At 69.4% G+C, this 17,981-nt stretch carries 19 protein-coding genes and 1 tRNA gene; 6 read left to right on the top strand and 14 right to left on the bottom strand.

Translation table 11 applies throughout. The features are described 5' to 3' along the window. Positions 1–27: 27 nt before the first annotated feature. Genes ilvD through ACFC3F_RS06900 form a run of 3 tightly spaced genes read right to left on the bottom strand, consistent with a single transcriptional unit; the run spans position 28 to position 3,974 of the window. Positions 28–1,734, bottom strand: a complete 1,707-nt coding sequence (ilvD, locus tag ACFC3F_RS06910; RefSeq protein ID WP_376127927.1) for a dihydroxy-acid dehydratase — start codon at positions 1,732–1,734, stop codon at positions 28–30. A 9-nt stretch (positions 1,735–1,743) separates the two neighbouring features. After that, on the bottom strand, positions 1,744–2,562 hold the full coding sequence (otsB, locus tag ACFC3F_RS06905; RefSeq protein WP_376127925.1) for a trehalose-phosphatase: 819 nt from the start codon (positions 2,560–2,562) through the stop codon (positions 1,744–1,746). Then, positions 2,559–3,974, bottom strand: a complete 1,416-nt coding sequence (locus ACFC3F_RS06900) for a trehalose-6-phosphate synthase (protein WP_376127923.1) — start codon at positions 3,972–3,974, stop codon at positions 2,559–2,561. Before ACFC3F_RS06900 ends, otsB begins: the two co-directional genes overlap by 4 nt. A 129-nt stretch (positions 3,975–4,103) precedes the next feature. On the opposite strand from ACFC3F_RS06900, the gene ACFC3F_RS06895 reads away from it, so the two are divergent. Continuing rightward, the gene (locus ACFC3F_RS06895) at positions 4,104–4,358 is read left to right on the top strand and encodes a hypothetical protein (protein ID WP_376127921.1); all 255 of its coding nucleotides are present in this window, start codon (positions 4,104–4,106) and stop codon (positions 4,356–4,358) included. A gap of 6 nt (positions 4,359–4,364) precedes the next feature. Here the strand turns inward: ACFC3F_RS06895 and ACFC3F_RS06890 are convergent, their stop codons facing one another. The 9 genes from ACFC3F_RS06890 to ACFC3F_RS06850 form a co-directional block, all read right to left on the bottom strand. After that, positions 4,365–5,285 carry an alpha/beta fold hydrolase gene (locus ACFC3F_RS06890; protein ID WP_376127919.1) on the bottom strand — a complete coding sequence of 307 codons (921 nt, stop codon included), beginning with the start codon at positions 5,283–5,285 and terminating at the stop codon, positions 4,365–4,367. Continuing rightward, on the bottom strand, positions 5,282–6,034 hold the full coding sequence (locus tag ACFC3F_RS06885; RefSeq protein ID WP_376127917.1) for a 3-hydroxybutyrate dehydrogenase: 753 nt from the start codon (positions 6,032–6,034) through the stop codon (positions 5,282–5,284). Before ACFC3F_RS06885 ends, ACFC3F_RS06890 begins: the two co-directional genes overlap by 4 nt. Then, on the bottom strand, positions 6,031–6,717 hold the full coding sequence (locus tag ACFC3F_RS06880) for a TetR/AcrR family transcriptional regulator (protein ID WP_376127915.1): 687 nt from the start codon (positions 6,715–6,717) through the stop codon (positions 6,031–6,033). The genes ACFC3F_RS06885 and ACFC3F_RS06880 overlap by 4 nt, the downstream gene beginning before the upstream one ends. Continuing rightward, positions 6,701–8,266 carry a class I adenylate-forming enzyme family protein gene (locus ACFC3F_RS06875; protein WP_376127913.1) on the bottom strand — a complete coding sequence of 522 codons (1,566 nt, stop codon included), beginning with the start codon at positions 8,264–8,266 and terminating at the stop codon, positions 6,701–6,703. The genes ACFC3F_RS06880 and ACFC3F_RS06875 overlap by 17 nt, the downstream gene beginning before the upstream one ends. Then, positions 8,263–9,315, bottom strand: coding sequence for a branched-chain amino acid ABC transporter permease (locus ACFC3F_RS06870; protein WP_376127962.1), 1,053 nt, complete (start codon positions 9,313–9,315; stop codon positions 8,263–8,265). Before ACFC3F_RS06870 ends, ACFC3F_RS06875 begins: the two co-directional genes overlap by 4 nt. 152 nt (positions 9,316–9,467) lie before the next feature. Then, positions 9,468–10,343 (bottom strand): branched-chain amino acid ABC transporter permease, encoded by an 876-nt coding sequence (locus ACFC3F_RS06865; protein ID WP_376127911.1) that lies wholly within the window; start codon positions 10,341–10,343, stop codon positions 9,468–9,470. Then, complete coding sequence (locus ACFC3F_RS06860; RefSeq protein ID WP_376127909.1) at positions 10,340–11,086, bottom strand: ABC transporter ATP-binding protein; 747 nt, start codon at positions 11,084–11,086, stop codon at positions 10,340–10,342. The genes ACFC3F_RS06865 and ACFC3F_RS06860 overlap by 4 nt, the downstream gene beginning before the upstream one ends. Further along, positions 11,083–11,847: an ABC transporter ATP-binding protein gene (locus ACFC3F_RS06855; RefSeq protein WP_376127907.1), complete on the bottom strand. Its 765-nt coding sequence runs from the start codon at positions 11,845–11,847 to the stop codon at positions 11,083–11,085. The genes ACFC3F_RS06860 and ACFC3F_RS06855 overlap by 4 nt, the downstream gene beginning before the upstream one ends. Before the next feature lie 19 nt (positions 11,848–11,866). Beyond that, positions 11,867–13,069 carry a substrate-binding domain-containing protein gene (locus tag ACFC3F_RS06850; protein ID WP_376127905.1) on the bottom strand — a complete coding sequence of 401 codons (1,203 nt, stop codon included), beginning with the start codon at positions 13,067–13,069 and terminating at the stop codon, positions 11,867–11,869. A gap of 219 nt (positions 13,070–13,288) precedes the next feature. On the opposite strand from ACFC3F_RS06850, the gene ACFC3F_RS06845 reads away from it, so the two are divergent. Beyond that, positions 13,289–14,299, top strand: coding sequence for a PIG-L family deacetylase (locus ACFC3F_RS06845; RefSeq protein ID WP_376127903.1), 1,011 nt, complete (start codon positions 13,289–13,291; stop codon positions 14,297–14,299). A gap of 59 nt (positions 14,300–14,358) precedes the next feature. Here ACFC3F_RS06845 and ACFC3F_RS06840 read toward each other — a convergent pair. Beyond that, positions 14,359–14,431 (bottom strand) — tRNA-Lys (locus ACFC3F_RS06840). Between the two features lie 96 nt (positions 14,432–14,527). Between ACFC3F_RS06840 and ACFC3F_RS06835 the strand changes: the two genes are divergently transcribed. From ACFC3F_RS06835 to ACFC3F_RS06825, 3 genes are all read left to right on the top strand, one after another. Then, on the top strand, positions 14,528–15,355 hold the full coding sequence (locus tag ACFC3F_RS06835; RefSeq protein ID WP_376127901.1) for an inositol monophosphatase family protein: 828 nt from the start codon (positions 14,528–14,530) through the stop codon (positions 15,353–15,355). Between the two features lie 16 nt (positions 15,356–15,371). Further along, positions 15,372–15,950: a hypothetical protein gene (locus tag ACFC3F_RS06830; protein WP_376127899.1), complete on the top strand. Its 579-nt coding sequence runs from the start codon at positions 15,372–15,374 to the stop codon at positions 15,948–15,950. Positions 15,951–16,032: 82 nt separating this feature from the next. Beyond that, positions 16,033–16,275 (top strand): hypothetical protein, encoded by a 243-nt coding sequence (locus tag ACFC3F_RS06825; RefSeq protein ID WP_376127897.1) that lies wholly within the window; start codon positions 16,033–16,035, stop codon positions 16,273–16,275. On the opposite strand, the gene ACFC3F_RS06820 is transcribed toward ACFC3F_RS06825, so the two are convergent. Continuing rightward, positions 16,276–17,724 (bottom strand): phytoene desaturase family protein, encoded by a 1,449-nt coding sequence (locus ACFC3F_RS06820; protein ID WP_376127895.1) that lies wholly within the window; start codon positions 17,722–17,724, stop codon positions 16,276–16,278. It abuts the gene before it with no gap. Between the two features lie 96 nt (positions 17,725–17,820). Between ACFC3F_RS06820 and ACFC3F_RS06815 the strand changes: the two genes are divergently transcribed. Beyond that, on the top strand, positions 17,821–17,979 hold the full coding sequence (locus tag ACFC3F_RS06815; protein WP_376127893.1) for a hypothetical protein: 159 nt from the start codon (positions 17,821–17,823) through the stop codon (positions 17,977–17,979). The last annotated feature ends 2 nt before the right edge of the window (positions 17,980–17,981 follow it).

Below are 17,981 nucleotides of genomic sequence, written 5' to 3'. Positions count from 1 at the left end.
TCGGATCGGAATGCGGATGCCGCGGGCTCAGCCGGTCGTCGCGCCCTCAGCTGCGGAGCGCACGAGTCGGGAGTACTTGGCAAGGACGCCACGGGTATAGCGCGGAGGAAGCGGCTCCCAGCCGGAGCGGCGGGAGGCGAGCTCTGCATCGTCGACGAGTAGGTCGAGAGTGCGAGCCGCGATATCGACCCGTATCAGATCACCATCGCGCACGAAGGCGATCGGACCTGCGTCGACCGCTTCGGGTGCTATGTGGCCGATGCACAGGCCGGTTGTGCCGCCTGAGAATCTGCCGTCCGTCAAGAGTAGTACATCTTTTCCGAGCCCCGCGCCCTTGATGGCCGCGGTGATCGCGAGCATCTCGCGCATGCCGGGGCCGCCCTTCGGACCCTCGTAGCGGATGACCACGACGTCGCCCTTGTCGATCTCGCCGGCCTCGAGCGCATCCATCGCGGCGCGCTCGCGCTCGAACACGCGCGCGGGACCCTCGAAGACCGCGGCGTCGAAGCCGGCGGTCTTGACGACGGCGCCCTCGGGCGCGAAGGATCCGTGCAGGACCGTGATGCCGCCCGTGGCGTGGATGGGGTTGTCGAAGGAGTGGATGACGTCGCCGTCGACGGGATCCGGGTCGAGGTCGCGCAGGTTCTCGGCGAGCGTCTTGCCGGTCACCGTGAGCGCGTCGCCGTGCAGCAGTCCCTCGTCGAGCATCGCCTTCATGACGACGGGGATGCCGCCCTGCCGGTCGACGTCGTTCATGACGTACTGGCCGAACGGCTTCAGGTCGCCGATGTGCGGCACCTTGTCGCCGATGCGGTTGAAGTCGTGCAGGTTCAGATCGACCTCGGCTTCGCGGGCGATCGCGAGCAGGTGCAGGACGACGTTGGTGGAGCCGCCGAGCGCCATCGCGAGGGCGACCGCGTTCTCGAAGGCCTCCTTCGTGAGGATGTCCCGGGTCGTGATCCCCAGGCGCAGCAGGTTCACCACAGCCTCACCCGAACGGTGCGCGAACACGTCGCGGCGGCGATCCGACGAGGGCGGGGCGGCGGAGCCGGGCAGAGAGAGCCCGAGCGCCTCGCCGACCGAGGCCATCGTGTTGGCGGTGTACATGCCGCCGCACGCACCCTCACCGGGGGCGAACGCGCACTCGATGCGCTTGAGGTCTGCTTCGCTCATGCGCCCCGCGAGGCACGCGCCGACTCCCTCGAAGGAGTCGATGATCGTGATCTCCTTCTCGGTGCCGTCCGACAGCTTGACCCAGCCGGGCGCGATCGAGCCCGCGTAGAGGAAGACGCTCGACAGGTCCAGGCGCGCCGAGGCCATCAGCATGCCGGGGATGGACTTGTCGCATCCCGCCAGCAGAACGGAGCCGTCGAGGCGCTCGGCCATCATGACGGTCTCGACGGAGTCGGCGATGACTTCGCGCGAGACGAGCGAGAAGTGCATGCCCTCGTGGCCCATCGAGATGCCGTCCGAGACCGAGATCGTGCCGAACTGCAGCGGGTAGCCACCGCCGGCGTGCACGCCTTCTTTCGCGCCCTGAGCGAGGCGGTCCAGGCTCAGGTTGCAGGGCGTGATCTCGTTCCAGCTCGACGCGATGCCGATCTGGGGCTTGTCCCAGTCGTCGTCGCCCATGCCGACGCCGCGGAGCATTCCGCGCGACGTCGTGGCTTCGATTCCGTCCGTGACGACACGGCTGCGAGGTTTGATGTCGATGTCAGTGCGAGACTCGGGCATCCCCTGAGTCTATTCCCGTGGGGCGCGCACGTCGGCCCCCGCGGGCGCCTGCCCCTGCGCCGCGCGGCGCTGCGCCGCGAGGTCGCCGAGCAGGCTCGCGAGTTCGTCGATGTCGGCCACGACGATACTCGCGGCGCTCGGGCCATCGCCCACGCGCACGCCGAGGTCATCTGCACCGAGACTGCGCAGCGCGTCCTCGTCGGTGACGTCGTCGCCGGCGAAGAGCACCGCGGTCGCGGCGAGCCGCTCGCGCAATGCCTGGATCGCCGAATCCTTGCCCTCGTGACGGAACGCGTACTCGACGATGTTCTTTCCCGTCCGGCGGCGCCAGTGGGGGGCTTCTGCGACGACCACCGCGTCGACGGCCGCGTGGGCCCGGTCGGCCGAGACGGGATCGGCGACGCGCGTGTGCACGCCGAGCCCGAACGTCTTGGGCTCGATCCACACGCCGTCGAGGCCTTCCGTCGCGTGACGCGCATCGGCGAGCAGGCGATCGCGCAGGTCGGCGTCGACGACATCGGGTTCGGGATCGAGCGCGCCATCGCCCGGTACCCAGAACTCCGCCCCGTGACTGCCGGCGAGAAGGTAGATCGAATCATCGCCGTGCTCGGCGATCTCGCGCAGATCGACGAGGCTGCGACCCGAAACGAATGCGACGGTCGTGTCGGGCAGCGCGGCGAGCCGCTCGATCGCCGCCCGCGCCGAGGGCAGCATCCGCGCCGTCATGGGGTCGTCGACCAGCGGCGACAGGGTGCCGTCGAAATCGAGCGCGACAAGCAGTCGATCGGATGCCGCGACCCGGCGCACGGCGTCATCGCGACGGGTCACGGCGTGCGCTCCTTCGCGGCGGCGAGGGCGTCGAGGAACGATCTCGACCATCGTGCGACGTCGAAGTCGAGGACTTTCCTGCGCAGCGCCCGCATGCGCCGCCCCTGCTCGGCCGACGGCATCTCGATCGCGCGCATGATGGTGTCCTTGAGGGCTCCGATGTCGTGCGGATTGACGCGCAGGGCGGACCCCAGCTCATCGCTCGCACCGGTGAACTCGCTCAGCACGAGCACCCCGCGGTTGTCGATGCGCGAAGCGACGTACTCCTTGGCGACGAGGTTCATGCCGTCGCGCAGGGCGGTGACGAGCATGACGTCGGCGGCGAGGTACAGCGCGACCATCTCTTCTCGCGGGAAACCCTGGTGAAGGTAGCGGATCGCGGAGTGGCCGATCGTGTCGTGGTCGCCGTTGATGCGCGTCACGGTGAGCTCGATCTCGTCGCGCAGCTCGATGTAGGCCTGGACGCGCTCGCGGCTCGGGCTCGCGACCTGCACGAGGGTGACGTCTTCGACATCGAGGCGGCCGTCGTTGATGAGCTCGCCGTACGCCTTGAGACGGTGGCGAATGCCCTTCGTATAGTCGAGCCGGTCGACGCCGAGCAGGATCCGTTTGGGGTTGCCGAGGCTTTCCCGGATCTCCGCCGCGCGGGCCCGGATGTCCGGCCGCTGTGCCATCTCCACGTAGGTCGCGGCGTCGATCGAGATCGGGAAGGCCTTCGCGAGGGCGATGCGCGAAGTGCCTTCTCCGACGGGAACGCGGATGCCGCTTGCCTTCGTCTCGTACCGCAGCTGTCGCCGCACGGCACGAGCGAAGTTGCTCGCGTCGGCGACCCGCTGGAATCCGATGACGTCGGCTCCGAGCAGCCCTTCGAGCACCTGTCGCCGCCAGGGCAGCTGCGAATACAGGCCGTATGCCGGGAAGGGAATGTGGTGGAAGTACCCGATCGTCAGATCAGGGCGTGCTTCGCGCAGCATCCGCGGCACGAGCTGCAGCTGGTAGTCCTGCACCCAGACGGTGCCGCCGTGGACCGCCGCGTCCGCCGCGGCGCGCGCGAAGCGCTCGTTGACCTTGACGTAGGCGTCCCACCAGACGCGACGGTAGCGCGGCGGCGAGATGACGTCGTGATAGAGCGGCCAGATCGTGTCGTTCGAGAAGCCTTCGTAGTAGTTCTCCACGTCGGCCGCGGACAGCTCGACGGGAACGAGGTGCATGTTGCCGAAGTCGAACGGCTCGAGTGCCAGATCCGCTTGGCCGGGCCAGCCGACCCACGCGCCCTTCGTCTGCCGCATGACCGGCTCCAGTGCCGTGACGAGGCCGCCCGGAGACGGACGCCAGCCTCCGGCATCCTCCCCTTCCGTAATCCGGTCGACGGGGAGTCGATTGGCGACGACGACGAAATCGGCCTGTGTCACGGTACTCCTGAGGGGCGGGGTGTGTCCTCAGGCTAACAGCGGCGACGTTCTGCCCCGCGGGCCTTGACTGCCGGCCGTCGCGGTGTCAAGGGCGGCCGCCTGACCGCCAGGTGGCGCTAGCGTAAGAGCATGCGCAGATACCTCTTCAGCACGGGCCTGGTCAGCGCGATCCTGAGCGGATTCACGTTGTTGCGGTCGACACGCGACGATGCCCCGTTCACGTGGCGCACCGCCCTCGCCTGGCTGAGCTGGGGCATCACCCTCGCGCTCGCGATCGGCGCGATCGTCGACACGCGGCGCGCGTCGACCGGGCATCTCATCGCGACCGACTCCCCCGTGCACGGCAAAGAGAAGAAGCTCCTCGAACGGCGCATCACGCGCTGAGACGGGTCAGCCCGGGTCGCTCCCGAGCCGCGCGGCGCTGGCGAGTTCGTCGCGGATGATCGGTGCGAGCACCGCGGCGCCTTCCTCCGACAGCACGATCGAGTAGTGGTTGAAGCCGTCGACATGGTCGTGCAGGATGTGCGGCACCTGCGCCAGCACCTTCGCGAGATGGTCGGGAGCGTAGAGCCCGGGCTCTTCGTCCTGCAGACCCCTCGGCACCGTCAGCAGCCGCGTCGGATGTCCCAGCCCCGCCAGCGCGTCGACGAGCGTCGAGCCGGTGTTCATGTCGACGGTGTCGTCGACGGTGGTCTGATAGCTCGTCGCGGGACGCAGCCGCCCTTCGCCGTCATCGACGAGGTCGTAGGCGAAGTAGGCGTCCAGCTCGTCGGTCCACGCGTTCGAGAACGCGGGATGTTCGCGCCAGAACTCGAGATAGGCCTCGACGTCGGCGAACCGCATCGACAGGCGTGCGGCCGTCGGCCCCAGGATCCCGGCGACCATCGCCTCGGCGTCGAGCCCTGCGGGGGCATCGAGCGGCATACCGCCGTCGACGAGCACGAGACGGGTGACCCGGTCGGGGTGCCGGTGCGCGAATGCGAGCGCGACGAAGGCTCCCATCGAGTGTCCGACGACGAGGATGCGGTCGATTCCGAGGGCATCGAGCGTCGCCGCGAGATCGTCGGCGTGCGCCGCGAGGCCCGCGGAGCCCGCGACGGCGTTGCTGCGCCCGCGTCCGCGCAGATCGGGAGCGATCGCGCGGATGCCGGTGAGCCGGTCGACCACGAAGGGCCAGACCAGGTGCGACGACGTGACGCCGTGCACGAGCAGGACCTCGCCCGTCGTGTCGCCCGTGGGATCCCACACGCCGACACGCAGGTCGCCGCCGGGGACGGGTACGTCGACCGCGCGGTACGCGTGCCCGCTCATCGCGCTGTCCACGCGCCGTCCATCGTGTAGGACGCGCCCGTGACCATACCGGCCTTGTCCGACGAGAGCCATCCCGCGAGCGAGGCGACCTCTTCGGGCTCGACGAGCCGCTTGATCGCCGTCTCGGTGAGCATGATCTTCTCGATGACCTCGTCCTCGCCGATGCCGTGCAGCGCCGCCTGATCGGCGATCTGCTTCTCGACGAGCGGCGTGCGCACATATGCCGGATTGATGCAGTTGCTCGTCACTCCGCGCGGAGCGCCCTCGAGCGCGGTGACCTTCGACAGACCCTCGAGGCCGTGCTTGGCGGCGACGTAGGCCGATTTGAACGCCGACGCGCGCAGGCCGTGGACGCTCGAGATGTTGATGATCCGTCCCCACCCCCTGTCGTACATCGCCGGCAGGGCCGCGCGGATGAGCAGGAAGGGCGATTCCAGCATGAGGCGCTGGATGAGCCGGAAGGCGTCCGGATCGAAGTCGGGGATGCTGCTCACGCGTTGGATCCCCGCGTTGTTGACGAGGATGTCGACGTCGAGCATCAGGTCGTCGAGAGCCGCCGTGTCGGACAGGTCGACGACCCACGGCTCACCCTGCACCTGCGAGGCGGCCTGGGCGGCGGCATCCGCGTTCAGGTCGGCCACGATAACGAAGGCGCCGCGCGCGGCGAACTCCGTGGCGCACGCCAGGCCGATGCCGCTGGCGCCGCCCGTGATGAGGGCGCGCTTGCCCGCGAGGTCCTGATCGATCATGCTCGATCGCCTTCCTGCGCGGGCCGGGGGGCCAGCGCGTTGTCGATGAAGCGCATCATGGCGTCGAAGACGCCGGCGTCGAGCTCGGCGGGCGGCTTGCCGTCGGCGTCCCTCTCCCACAGCAGGAAGCGCATGCCGATGAGCTCGCCCATGCCCATGAGGGCCCACGCGGTCGTCTCCGGGTCGAGTGCACGGTCGACGTCGCCCGCCTCCTGCGCGGCGCTCAGGCCGGCCTCGTATCCCTCTACGATGCGGGAGTAGTGCAGGCGCAGCACCGCGGGTGAGACGAACTCCGCTTCGCGCACGACGCGATACAGCGCGGGATGCTCCGCGGTGAAGCGGAAGAACCCGCGAAATCCCGCGCGCTCGGCATCGAGACGCGAATCCGCGACTGCCATCGCTTCGGACATGGAGTGGCGAACGCGCCGGTTCAGGTCGATCACGAGAGCCTCGAAGATCGCCTGCTTGCTGTCGAAGTAGAGATAGAAGGTGCCGAGGCCGATGCCGGCTCGCTCGGTCACCTTGACGATGGATGCCTCGTGGTATCCCAGCTCGGCGAAGACATGCTCGGCGGCTTCGAGCAGCCGTCGCCGCGTCGCCTCACCGCGTTTCGTCAGCGGGCGGCCGGTCGCCGAAGACACCGGGCGGTCCGTGTCGTCGATGAGCTCATCGGGCAGCGTCATGACGCACCTCTTTCGTCAGGCTCGCGGCTCGCCGTCGCAGAAGCGGGAGGGCGATCTTGTCGATCGTGGAGCGGGGCAGCTCCTCGACGATCTCGATGTGGACCGGTACTTTGAACGCCGCGAGGTTGCGGCGCGCGTGCGCGAGCACTTCGTCCACCGAGAGCACGGTACCGTCGGCAGGCACGACGAATGCGACGCCACGCTCGCCCCACACCTCGTCGGCGACGGCGACCACCGCGGCCTCGGCGATGAGCGGGTGCAGCTCGAGCGCGTGCTCGACCTCGGCCGGGGCGACATTCTCGCCGCCCGAGATGTAGATGTTCTTCAGGCGATCGACGATGCGATGCACGCCGGCGGCGTCGCGGTGGACGAGGTCCCCCGTGCGCAGCCAGTCCCCCACACGGGCGGCGGCCGTGGCCTGCTCGTCATCGAGATAGCCGGCGAAGACGCTCGGCCCCCCGACCCACAGCTCGCCCGTCGCCTCGCCCTCGAGCGGCAGCGACGACGCCGGGTCGACGATCCGCGTCGCCACGTGCGGGTACGGCCGGCCGACGGCACCCGGGAACGCCGACGCGTCGGCGGAGGGCAGGTGCAGCACGTTGGGCGCCGCTTCGGTGAGCCCGTAGCCCTGCGTCAACGGGATGCCGCGACCCGACCACTGCTGCTGGAGGGCGACGGGCATCGTGGCCCCGCCGACGAGGGCCAGGCGCAGCGAGCTCACGTCGGCTTCGGCCCAGCCGCGATCCGCCGCGAGCATCGCGTACTGCGTCGGCACGCCCATCATGGCCGTCACGCCTCGCTCGGCGATGAGTTGCAGGGCGCGCGCGGGCTGGAACGAGCGCTCGAGCACGACCGTCCCGCCGACCCACCATGCCAGCAGCGGCTGACAGTTCCACGCCGCGACATGGAACTGCGGCAGCATCGCCAGGACGACGTCCTCGTGCGTGAGCGGCAGGGCCTGGGCCAGGGCCAGGTTGTTCCAGAAGCAGTTGGCGTGGGTCAGGACGACGCCCTTGGGCGCGGCCTCGCTGCCCGACGTGAAGATCACCAGGAGCGGGTCGTCGTCGTGCACCCGTCGCACGGGCCGGGGGGCGCGGGACCGCGGCACGACCGCCTCGATCCCCGTCGTGCCGAGCGATGCGACCGGCGGCGCGTTCCGGAGGGTGCGCAGCGCCTCACCGGCGAGGGCGGCGTGCTCGTCTTCGACGAGCACGAGCGCGGGGTCCGTGCGCATCATGATGTCGCTGAGCTCGCGCGGCGTCAGCCGCCACGAGAGCGGCACGAACGCGACGCCCGCCATCGCACACGCGAAGAAGGCCACGACGTGGTCGCTCGAGTTGCCCGACACGGTGGCGATGCGATCGCCCGGACCGTATCCGGCGCAGCGCAGCTGCTCGGCGAGCTCCGACGCGCGCAGGGCGAGCGTCGCGTAGTCGATCGTGACGCCGCGGTCGTCGATCGCGATGCGGCGCGGGGATTGCGCCGCACGGTCGAGCAGCCAGCGGCCGATCGTGTGAGGGCCGTCGTCGATGAGCGATTCCGGGGTCATGACCGCACCTCGGCGGGCGCATCGACCGTGGCATCCGCGTCATCCATCGTCTGCAGGGCGCCGCGCACGCGCTCGCCCCGGCGGCGGCGCACGGCGGCATCGATCGTGCCGGCGATCCCGCCGGGGAGGAACATCACGACGAGGATGAAGAGGACGCCGAGCAGGAACAGCGGCTCGGAGAGCGGGATGCGCAGCACATCGGGCAGTCCTGCGATCGCCTCGGAGCCCGCGAGCACCGTGAGTCGCTGGTCGAGGAGGGTGTAGAGCACACCGCCCACGATGGCACCCCAGCGGAAGCCGACGCCACCGAGCACGACCATCACGAGCACCGTGATCGTGAGATCGGCGGAGACGGCGCGCGGCACGGTGCCGGATTGCAGCAGCATGTAGGCCACTCCCGCGAGGCTCGCGAGCACCGCGGCGATGACGAAGACGGCCAGGCGCACGCGGTACGGGTGCAGGCCGAGCACGCGCACACGCTGTTCGTTCTCCCGGGTCGCCCGGGCGAGGTGGCCCAGTCGCGACGTGTCGACCCACAGCGTGACGAGATAGACGATGACGAGCACGGCCAGGGCGAACCAGTACAGGTTGCGCGTGTTGACGACCCCGACGAGGAAGTCCGGAACGTGCGTCGTGTTGAGGCTGAGGCCCTCTTCTCCGCCCGTGATCTGCGAGTTGCGGCGTACGAGCACGGACCCCGCCTGCGCGAAGGCGAGCGTCACCATCGCGAACGGGATGCCCGAGACCCGCATCGCGACGGCACCGGTCGCGAAGGCGATGATCATGCCGCCGATGAGGGCGACGAAGACGCCCGGCCACAGCGGCACGCCGAAGTGCTCGAGCGCGATGCCGAGGCCGTACGCTCCCGCGCCGAAGTACAGCGCGTGACCGAACGAGAGCATGCCGCCCGATCCGAGCAGAAGGTTGTAGGACAGCGCGAGTGCGGCGAACACCATGCACAGCGAGAGCAGTGCGAGCGTGCCGGGCATGTAGGTGGGCGTGGGCAGGATTCCGGGGATGGAGATGTTCAGCAGGGGCAGCAGCGCCATGAACGCCACGAGCGCACCGCCGACGATCGCCGGCACGTACCGCCCGAGCCCCCCCGGTCCCTGAGCGCCACCCGTTCCCCGAGCACCACCCGGTCCCTGAGCGCCACCCGGTCCCTGAGCTTGCCGAAGGGTCGCCCCCTTGCGTCGAAGGATCATGCCTTCCTCCCGAGGAGTCCGGTGGGCCGCACGAGCAGGACCAGAGCGAGCAGGATGACGACGATGAAGTCGCCGGTTCCGTTGAGGTAGAAGTTCGCGAACTGCTGCAGCACCGCGACGATGACCGACGCGATCGCGGCTCCCGTGAGCGACCCGAGCCCGCCGACGACCGTCACGATGAAGGCGAAGATGAGCAGCGTCTGGCCGAGGTGGGCCGAGACGAAGGTCGAGTAGTGCATCGCGAGGACGCCCCCGATACCGGCGGCCGCTCCGCCGATCGCGAAGACGAGCGTGAACGAGCGGCGCACGTCGATGCCGAGGGCGGTCACCATGGAGCGGTTCTCGACACCGGCGCGGATGATCATGCCGTAGCGGGTCTTCTTGAGGAAGAGCACGAGCGAGGCGAGCACGAGCACGGCCGCGATCATGAGCACCCAGTAGGTGTTGGGGATGCGGGCGCCGAGGACCTCCGTCGTCTGCTTGAGCCATGCGGGCCCGGCGACGTGGATCGCATCCGTTCCCCAGATGCCCTCGAACAGGGCGACGGCGGCGAACGAGAGGCCGACCGTGACGAGCACCTGCTCGATGTGCCGCTCGTACAGCGGTCTGATGAGGACGAGCTCGGTCACGGTCGCGAACACGGCGCCGACGCCCGCGCCGACGAGGATCGACAGCAGGAACGAACCCCACGAGTCCGTGCCGAGCGACTGCGCGACCCACCAGCCGATGAAGGCGCTCAGGGTGAGGAATGCTCCGTGCGCGAAGTTCAGCACGTGCATGAGCCCGTAGATGAGACTCAGTCCGCTCGCGACGAGGAAGTAGAGGGCACCGAGACCGACGCCCGTGATGAGGGTCAAGACGATCATGCTCATTTCGACTCCCCCCGGTCGGTGGATACTTCGGATGCGTGGGTCTCGGCGTGCACGCCGAGCAGGCGACGGGTCAGGTCGTCGTCGTCGAGGATCTCGGCGGCCTGACCGGTGTGCACGACGCGGCCTCCGCCGATGACGATCGCGGGCCCGGCGAGACGGCGCACGACCTCGAGGTTCTGCTCGACGAGCAGGATCGGCACGATCTTGGATGCTTCGCGCAGAGCCTCGGTCACTTCGGAGACGATCTTCGGGGCGAGGCCCTTGGTGGGCTCGTCGACGAGCAGGATGCGGTTGTCGTTGAGCAGCGCGCGGGCGACCGAGACCATCTGCTGCTGACCGCCCGACAGCGTGCCGGCGGGCTGGTCGCGCCGCGCCACGAGATCCGGGAACAGCTCGGCGACGAACTCACGCCGCGGATTGCGCTGGCGCTCGGCGAGAGCGAGGTTTTCGGCGACGCTGAGCCTCGCGAACACTTCGCGGTCTTCGGGCACGTACCCGACGCCCCGCTGCACGATGCGGTGAGTCGCCAGCCCGTCGATCCGCTCCCCCGCCAGCGTCACGCGACCGCGGCGATGGAGGAGCCCGAGGATGCCGCGGAGGGTCGAGGTCTTGCCGACGCCGTTGCGCCCGAGGACGGCCGTGATTCCCGTGGCCGGCACCTCGAAGGAGACGTCTTCGACGACCTGCTGCCCCGCGATCGTGCAGCGCAGGTTCGCCACCGTCAGGATCGGTTCGGCGCTCATGCCGCGGTGCCCAGGTAGGCGCTCTGCACGAGCGGGTCGTTCATGACGTTCTGCGGCGTGTCGTAGGCGATGATGCTGCCGAAGTACATGACGGCCACCTTGTCGACGAGGCCCATGAGCACGTCGATGTGATGCTCGACCATGAGCACGGTGCATCCCTTCTCGGTGTGCAGATCGCGGATGTTCTGCACGAGGCCGGCGACGTCGCCCGAGGCCACGCCCGCCATGGGCTCGTCCAGCAGCACGATCGAGGCGTCGGTCGCCAGGAGCACCGCGATCTCGAGCTTGCGCTTGTCACCGTGCGACATGTCTCCCGCGGCCGTGTCGAGCTTGTGCGCGAGTCCCACGGCGGTGAGCTTGTCGAGGGCGAGTTCGGTTGCGGCATCCGTCTTCTTCGGGAAGCCCAACAGCGATGCGGAGCCGCCGAGCGAGACCTGTGCGGCCAGGCGGACGTTCTCGAGCACGCTGAGCCGCGGGAACAGGCTCGAGGTCTGGAAGGTGCGCCCCAGTCCCGCCCGCGCACGGGCCGAGATCGACGACGACGTGATGTCGGCGCCGTCCATCAGGACGCGCCCGGACGTGGGCTTCATGATGCCGGAGATCACGTTGAACAGCGTGGTCTTGCCGGCACCGTTGGGCCCGATGACGCCGACGAGCGAGCCGGCGGCGACGTCGAGGGCGACATCTTTCAGGATCGTCGCGCCACCGATCTGCAGGCCGAGGCCTTCGATCCTGAGCGCGGACGGAACAGGGGTGTTCATGATGGTTCGCTGCCTCGGATCAACCGGCTTCGGCGGGGGCGACGTCCTCGCCCGCGACGGTGCCGACCAGTTCGGGCACGAAGCTTCCGCCGTCGGCGACGAGCTTGACCTGGTACATCTCCTGGATGAGCGCGTGGTCGCCCGCGCGGACGGTCATCGTGCCCTTCGGTCCGTCGAACTCGAAGCCCTCGAGCGCCGCGACCATCGCGTCGGGGTCGCCCTTGCCCTCCTTGATCGCCTGCACGATCATGATGGCGGCGTTGAAGCCGTCGGGGCTGAAGAGGTCTACCGTGCCGCCCTCTGCTTCGATCGCCTCGACCATCGCGGTGTTGACGTCGTTGTCGGGAGCGCCGGCGAAGTAGTGATTGAGGAAGCTGATCTTCTCGGATGCCTCGCCGTAGGCGCCGAACGTCGCGGCGTCGCCGAGCCCCGTGACGACGGGGATCTGGTCCATGACGCCCTGCTGGCTCATCGCCTGCCACATCGCGCCCGAGGTCGCACCCGCCCACGCGACGAACACGAGGTCGGGCTGCGCTGCGAGCACCTGCTGCGCGAACGGCGTGAACTCCGTCGCGTCTTCGGGCACCAGCACCGAGTTCACCGTCGCGCCCTGAGCGCCGAGGATCGCTTGAACGGCCGCCTCGTTGCCCGTGCCGAACGCGTTGTTCTGGGCGAAGACGGTGATCGTCTTGCCCTCGATGTCATCGAGGAAGGCACCGGCGGTCGCGACGTCCTGCGCGCTCTGGCGACCCGAGCGGAACGTGTACTCGTTGATGCCCGTGACGGCGTCCGCTGCGGCGGGACCGGCGATGTAGAGCACCTTGTTCTGCGCCGCCTGTTCGGCAACGGCGAGAGCGACACCCGATGCCGCCGTTCCGGCGATGATCGTGACGCCCTGCCCGATGAAGTCCTTGACGGCGGTGACGGCCTTGTCGGGGTCGCCCGCGTCGTCCTTGTACTCGACGACGATCGTCGTGCCGTCGACCTCGCCCGTGCCGTCCGTGGCGTAGTCGAGGCCGGCCTTGAAGGCGTCCAGGTACTGCTTGCCATAGCCCGCCAGCGGACCCGTCTCGCTCGTGACGATCCCCACCGTGACCTCGCTCGGACCCTCGGGGGTCGTGCCGTCGCCGCCGCCGGCATCGGCCGACGGCGCGCAGGCCGCCAGGACGAGGGCGGCCGTGGCGACCACGGATCCCAGGAGCAACTTCTTCGTAACCCGCATGTGCGTGCCTTTCACCGTTGGAAGGGATGCCCGTGAGGGCGACCTGAAAGCTGATTCAGGTATCTGAAATGTAAGCACATCCCACGCCGTCGTCAAGTCCGCCCGGGCGGCACCCGCGCAGTCGTTACCGTTTCGCGACAACGGACCCACGGGCACCTGCCCGCGGCGGGTCTACGCTGTGACGCGCGCAGGCCGCGCGGATCGCACCCAGGGAGCCCCATGACCTCGACCGCTCTTCGCCGCGCCGCGGCCGCTCTCGGCATCGTCGGCATCCTGGGGCTGACGGCCTGTGCGCCCACCCCGTCAGAGGACCGGCCGCAGGCCGTCGCGACGCCCGCCGTCCACACGCATCCACCCGTGCCGACCGTCTCGCCGACGGCGACGCCGCAGCCCGAGCCGACCCACGGACTGTGCGATGCGGGAAGCATGCTCGCCATCTGGGCGCACTACGACGACGACCTCATCTTCGGCCACGGCCGCGTCATGGAAGCGCTCGAAGCCGACAAGTGCGTCACGATCGCCTATCTGTCCGCGGGAGACGCGGGCCGCGGCGTCGAGTACTCCCGCGGGCGGGAGCAGGGCATCCGCGACGCGTACGACAGGCTGCGCGGCTACAGCGGCGCGTGGGGCGAAGAGGCCGACGTGCTCGAGACCGGCGTGACCGTCGAGCAGTGGCGTCCCGCCGATGACCCGAGACTGGTGCTGCTGTCGTTCCGGCTCGTCGACGGGAACATCGACGGCAGCGGGTTCGAGGCGATGGGCTATGAGAGCCTCGGCAAGCTCGCGGCGGGCACCATTCCGACCGTGCGCGATGTCGACGGTCCCGAGCACTTGACGATCGACGACATCACGCATTCGCTGGCCGAGATCATCGCCGACGCGGATCCCGACGAGATCGTCACCGGGATGCCCGTTGAGGCGGGCGAGCTCTCCCGCGGCGACCACTCCGACCATGCCACCGGTGCATCGTTCGCCCGCGCAGCCTGGCGCAGCGCCGGCATCGACGCGGAGCTCGTGACGCTGGCGATCGGCTACCAGACGGCGGACTACGACGTGAACCTCGACGGCGAGACCCTCCAGCGCAAGGTGGACGGGTTCTCGGCATACGCCGCCAAGGACCCGGTGACCGCGAACTGCATCGACCTGGATTCCTGCCTCGGCATGCGCTTCTTCGGCCCGCTGCTCCAGCGCGAGTACTCGCGCAGCGCGGCCGAGGTGCCCATGGACTGAACGTCGCCCGCGAAGCAGAAAAGCCCCGGTCACTGGCGAGAGTGACCGAGGCTTATCCGTGCACCCCCTGGGACTCGAACCCAGAACCCACTGATTAAGAGTCAGTTGCTCTGCCGATTGAGCTAGAGGTGCATGATTCGCGATGAGGCGAACCGAGGGTCCACATTAGCATCACGATTGCGTCACCCGGAAATCGCGGCGAGGGCTGCGCCGGTTATCCTTGATGTCGTGACCGCCCTCTCCTCTGCGTCCTCGTTCGACGTGCCGTTCGACGGCGATCTGCGGGCAGATCTCGAGCTCTCGCTGAGGCTCGCCGACGCTGCGGACGCGGCATCCATGCCCCGCTTCGACTCCCCCGATCTCGACGTGCAGGCCAAGCCTGACGCGAGCTTCGTCACGGAGGCCGACATCGCGACCGAAGAGGCGATTCGAGCGGTTCTCGCGCGCGAGCGTCCCGACGACGGCATCCACGGCGAAGAGTTCGGCACGAGCGGTTCGGGATCGCGCCAGTGGATCATCGACCCGATCGACGGAACCCACAACTACCTCAAGGGCATCCCGATGTGGTCGACCCTCATCGCGCTCGCGATCGACGGCATTCCCCGTGTCGGCGTCGTGAGCCAGCCCGCGATCGGACGGCGGTGGTGGGCGGCATCCGGACTCGGTGCGTGGACCAGCACGGCGAGCGGCGACACGCGACGCATCTCGGTGTCGGACGTCGACTCGATCGAGCGGGCGAGCGTGAGCTTTCAGAGCATCGAGCAGTGGCGGGATGCCGGTGAACTCGACGCCCTCGGCCGACTGACGTCGGCGGTGTGGCGCGACCGGGGTTACGGTGATGCGTGGCCGTACATGCTCCTCGCCGAGGGGCGTCTCGAACTCGTGGCGGAGTTCGGCGTGCAGGAGTACGACATCGCCGCGCACGTGCCGATCGTGCTCGAAGCGGGCGGATCCTTCACCGCCTACTCGGGGGCCGCCTCTCTCACGGAGCGGTCGTCCCTCGCGACGAACGGCACGCTCCACCAGCCGTTCCTCGACCTGCTGCACTCCCCCTGACCTCGTGGAGCCACCGATGACCTCACCCCGCCCTCTCGTCGCCGCTCTCACCCTCGCAGCCGCGGCATTTGCGCTGACGGCGTGTGCCGCGTCGGCGGACCCCGGCCCCGGCGGCGCCGAGACGACGGCGCCGACACCGAGTGCTTCCACGCCGGCACCGTCGACGACGCCGACCGACGCTCCCGTGGACGCGGAACCGACGTGCGAGACGATCGTCCCCGAGAGCATCGTCGCTGATTTCGAGAGCCTCGGCTGGAGCGCGCAGGCCGACCGCTTCTACATCGGCGACCTCGAGGTCCCCGACGGGCTTCTGTGCGTGTGGGCCGACTTCGAGGCACCGGCGGGCGACCACCTGCAGCTCTTCGGCTGGGCGCCCATCGAGGAATCCGTCGCGCAGGAGGCGCAGGATTCCCTGCTCGCGCAGGGGTGGCGCCGGGAAGACGCCCCCGGGGGCGTGTACATCACCGAGCCCGCCGAGACGACGATCCAGGTCGATGACGAGGGATACGGCATGACGTACCTCTTCGTCGACGGCGCGGTCGAACTGGCGGACACCAAGCAGGGCCTCCTGTTGATCGAATGGCCGCGCGGCTAGGACGCTCCGGCACGCTCGTCAACCCCGTCGAATCCGCCGCCCGCCTCTCGTAGCGTCGGTGAGACCGACGAGAGGTCCGATCATGAGCAACACTCCGCCCGCCGCCATCATCCCGCCCAACGACCCCGAGCGCGACAGCGCCTCCCGCGACGACGGCGGACTGAAGCCCGACGATCCGATCCGCGAGATCGACGGTGAACCGACGATCGATCCCGACGTCGACCCCGATCAGGTCGACAGCGCGACCGCCGACCGTATCGCGAGCGGTGCCGATCCGCGCGGAGATCGCGATTTCCCGGAGGAGCCCGCGCTCACCCACCCCTGATCACGGCGACAGATCGGGGCGGGCCCGCGTGCCGAAGTCGTGCCGCAGCGCGCTGAGCGCGGCCCACCACCCCGCCAGGCCGTGCACTCCGGGGCCCGGGCTCGCCGACGCGCCGGCGAGGTAGACGCCCGGCAACGGCGTGCGCCACGGGTCAGGGCTCAGGACGGGCCGTCGCAACAGCTGGTCGAAGGTCGGAGCGCCCGAGGCGATGTCTCCTCCGACGTAATTCGGATTGTGCCGTTCGACATCGAGCGCCGACCGCGAGTGCGACGCGAGGATCGTGTCGCGAAAGCCCGGCGCGAACCGCTCGATCTGGCGTATGACCGCCTCTTCGCGGTCGATGTCGCTGCCGGCCGGGACGTGCGTGTAGGTCCACAGCGTGTGGCGCCCGCGCGGTGCACGCGTCTCGTCGAAGAGTGAGGGCTGTGCGGCGAGGACGTACGGCCGGTCGGGCAGCCGTCCTCGGTTGACCTCGTTCTCAGCGTTCGCCATCTCTGCTCGCGTGCCGCCGACGTGCACCGTGCTCGCCCGCCGGACTCCGTCGTGGGCCCAGGGCACGGGCTCACTCAGCGCGAAGTCGACCTTCGCCACCCCGCCGCCGTAGCGGAACCGGCTGAGCGCCCGGCGATAACCGGCGGGGATCGCGTCGCCGGCCAAGCGCAGCAGCGCACGTGGAGTGACGTCGAGCAACGTCACCCGTGCGCGCGGCAGGTCGGTCAGTGAGGTCACCTCGTGGTCGAGCACGAGTTCGCCCCCGTGCGCACGCAGGTCGTCCACCATCGCGTCGCTGATCGCCTGGGTGCCTCCGACCGGGATCGGCCAGCCCCGCGCGTGGGCGTAGGTCGTGAGCGCGAGGCCCGCTCCCGCGCTCGCGATGCTCGGCTGCGGCAGGATCGTGTGCGCCGCGACGCCGGTCAGCAGCGCCGGGGCGACGTCTTCGCGGAACCGGACGTTCCACGCGCCGCTCCCCTGCTCGAGCGAGCGCAGGCCGAACGCGACTGCGGTCAGCGGGTGCCGCGGCACGCGCATGAGCGTCGATCCCGTGAACTCCGCGACGCGATCGGCGTGCCGTACGAGGGGGCGCAGGAGCCGTTCGTACGCGGGTCCATCGGTCCCGAGTTCGTCGCGCGTGCGCGCGAGGTCGCGGTACGCGATGCCCGCGCGCCCACCGTCGAGCGGCTGGGCGAAAGACACGTCGGGCGTCACGAACTCCACGCGGTCGCGAAGCCCGAACTCGCGGAAGAATCGGGATTCGAACGCCATCGGATGGATCGCCGAGCAGACGTCGTGCCGGTACCCGGGCAGCGTCAGCTCGCGCGTGGCCGCGCCGCCTCCGGCCTGGTCGGCGCGTTCGTAGACGCGCACGGCGAGGCCCGCGCGAGCGAGCGTGACGGCGGCGGCCAGTCCGTTGGGGCCGGCACCGACGATCACTGCGTCCAGGGAGTCCATGTTCACCACCGTCCCACACGCGCGGCCATGAGCATGAGAGGTCGGACCGTGTCAACCCGTGGACGCCGCGAGACGGGCTCGGAGAGCATGGAACGCATGACCGGACTCGCCATCATCCTGCTGATCATCGGACTCGTGCTGCTGTTCTTCGGCATCTTCGTGGAAGCCGTGAAGTTCTTGCTCTGGGTGGGCATCGTGATCCTCGTGATCGCCGTCATCGCCTGGCTCATGCGGTTCATCAGACGCCAGACGTGATG

It is taken from the genome of Microbacterium sp. NPDC055910 (assembly GCF_042271185.1).
Taxonomy (GTDB): Bacteria; Actinomycetota; Actinomycetes; order Actinomycetales; family Microbacteriaceae; genus Microbacterium.
The sequence above is the reverse complement of the archived record's forward strand: the minus strand, read 5'-3'. Positions and strand labels throughout refer to the sequence as shown.

Excerpts from the sequence above, each read along its gene's own strand:
- ilvD (WP_376127927.1), bottom strand. The coding sequence starts at position 1,734 with ATGCCCGAGTCTCGCACTGACATCGACATCAAACCTCGCAGCCGTGTC.
- ACFC3F_RS06895 (WP_376127921.1), top strand. The coding sequence starts at position 4,104 with ATGCGCAGATACCTCTTCAGCACGGGCCTGGTCAGCGCGATCCTGAGC.
- ACFC3F_RS06890 (WP_376127919.1), bottom strand. The coding sequence starts at position 5,285 with ATGAGCGGGCACGCGTACCGCGCGGTCGACGTACCCGTCCCCGGCGGC.
- ACFC3F_RS06885 (WP_376127917.1), bottom strand. The coding sequence starts at position 6,034 with ATGATCGATCAGGACCTCGCGGGCAAGCGCGCCCTCATCACGGGCGGC.
- ACFC3F_RS06880 (WP_376127915.1), bottom strand. The coding sequence starts at position 6,717 with ATGACGCTGCCCGATGAGCTCATCGACGACACGGACCGCCCGGTGTCT.
- ACFC3F_RS06875 (WP_376127913.1), bottom strand. The coding sequence starts at position 8,266 with ATGACCCCGGAATCGCTCATCGACGACGGCCCTCACACGATCGGCCGC.
- ACFC3F_RS06870 (WP_376127962.1), bottom strand. The coding sequence starts at position 9,315 with ATGGCGCTGCTGCCCCTGCTGAACATCTCCATCCCCGGAATCCTGCCC.
- ACFC3F_RS06865 (WP_376127911.1), bottom strand. The coding sequence starts at position 10,343 with ATGAGCATGATCGTCTTGACCCTCATCACGGGCGTCGGTCTCGGTGCC.
- ACFC3F_RS06860 (WP_376127909.1), bottom strand. The coding sequence starts at position 11,086 with ATGAGCGCCGAACCGATCCTGACGGTGGCGAACCTGCGCTGCACGATC.
- ACFC3F_RS06855 (WP_376127907.1), bottom strand. The coding sequence starts at position 11,847 with ATGAACACCCCTGTTCCGTCCGCGCTCAGGATCGAAGGCCTCGGCCTG.
- ACFC3F_RS06850 (WP_376127905.1), bottom strand. The coding sequence starts at position 13,069 with ATGCGGGTTACGAAGAAGTTGCTCCTGGGATCCGTGGTCGCCACGGCC.
- ACFC3F_RS06845 (WP_376127903.1), top strand. The coding sequence starts at position 13,289 with ATGACCTCGACCGCTCTTCGCCGCGCCGCGGCCGCTCTCGGCATCGTC.
- ACFC3F_RS06830 (WP_376127899.1), top strand. The coding sequence starts at position 15,372 with ATGACCTCACCCCGCCCTCTCGTCGCCGCTCTCACCCTCGCAGCCGCG.
- ACFC3F_RS06825 (WP_376127897.1), top strand. The coding sequence starts at position 16,033 with ATGAGCAACACTCCGCCCGCCGCCATCATCCCGCCCAACGACCCCGAG.
- ACFC3F_RS06820 (WP_376127895.1), bottom strand. The coding sequence starts at position 17,724 with ATGGACTCCCTGGACGCAGTGATCGTCGGTGCCGGCCCCAACGGACTG.
- ACFC3F_RS06815 (WP_376127893.1), top strand. The coding sequence starts at position 17,821 with ATGACCGGACTCGCCATCATCCTGCTGATCATCGGACTCGTGCTGCTG.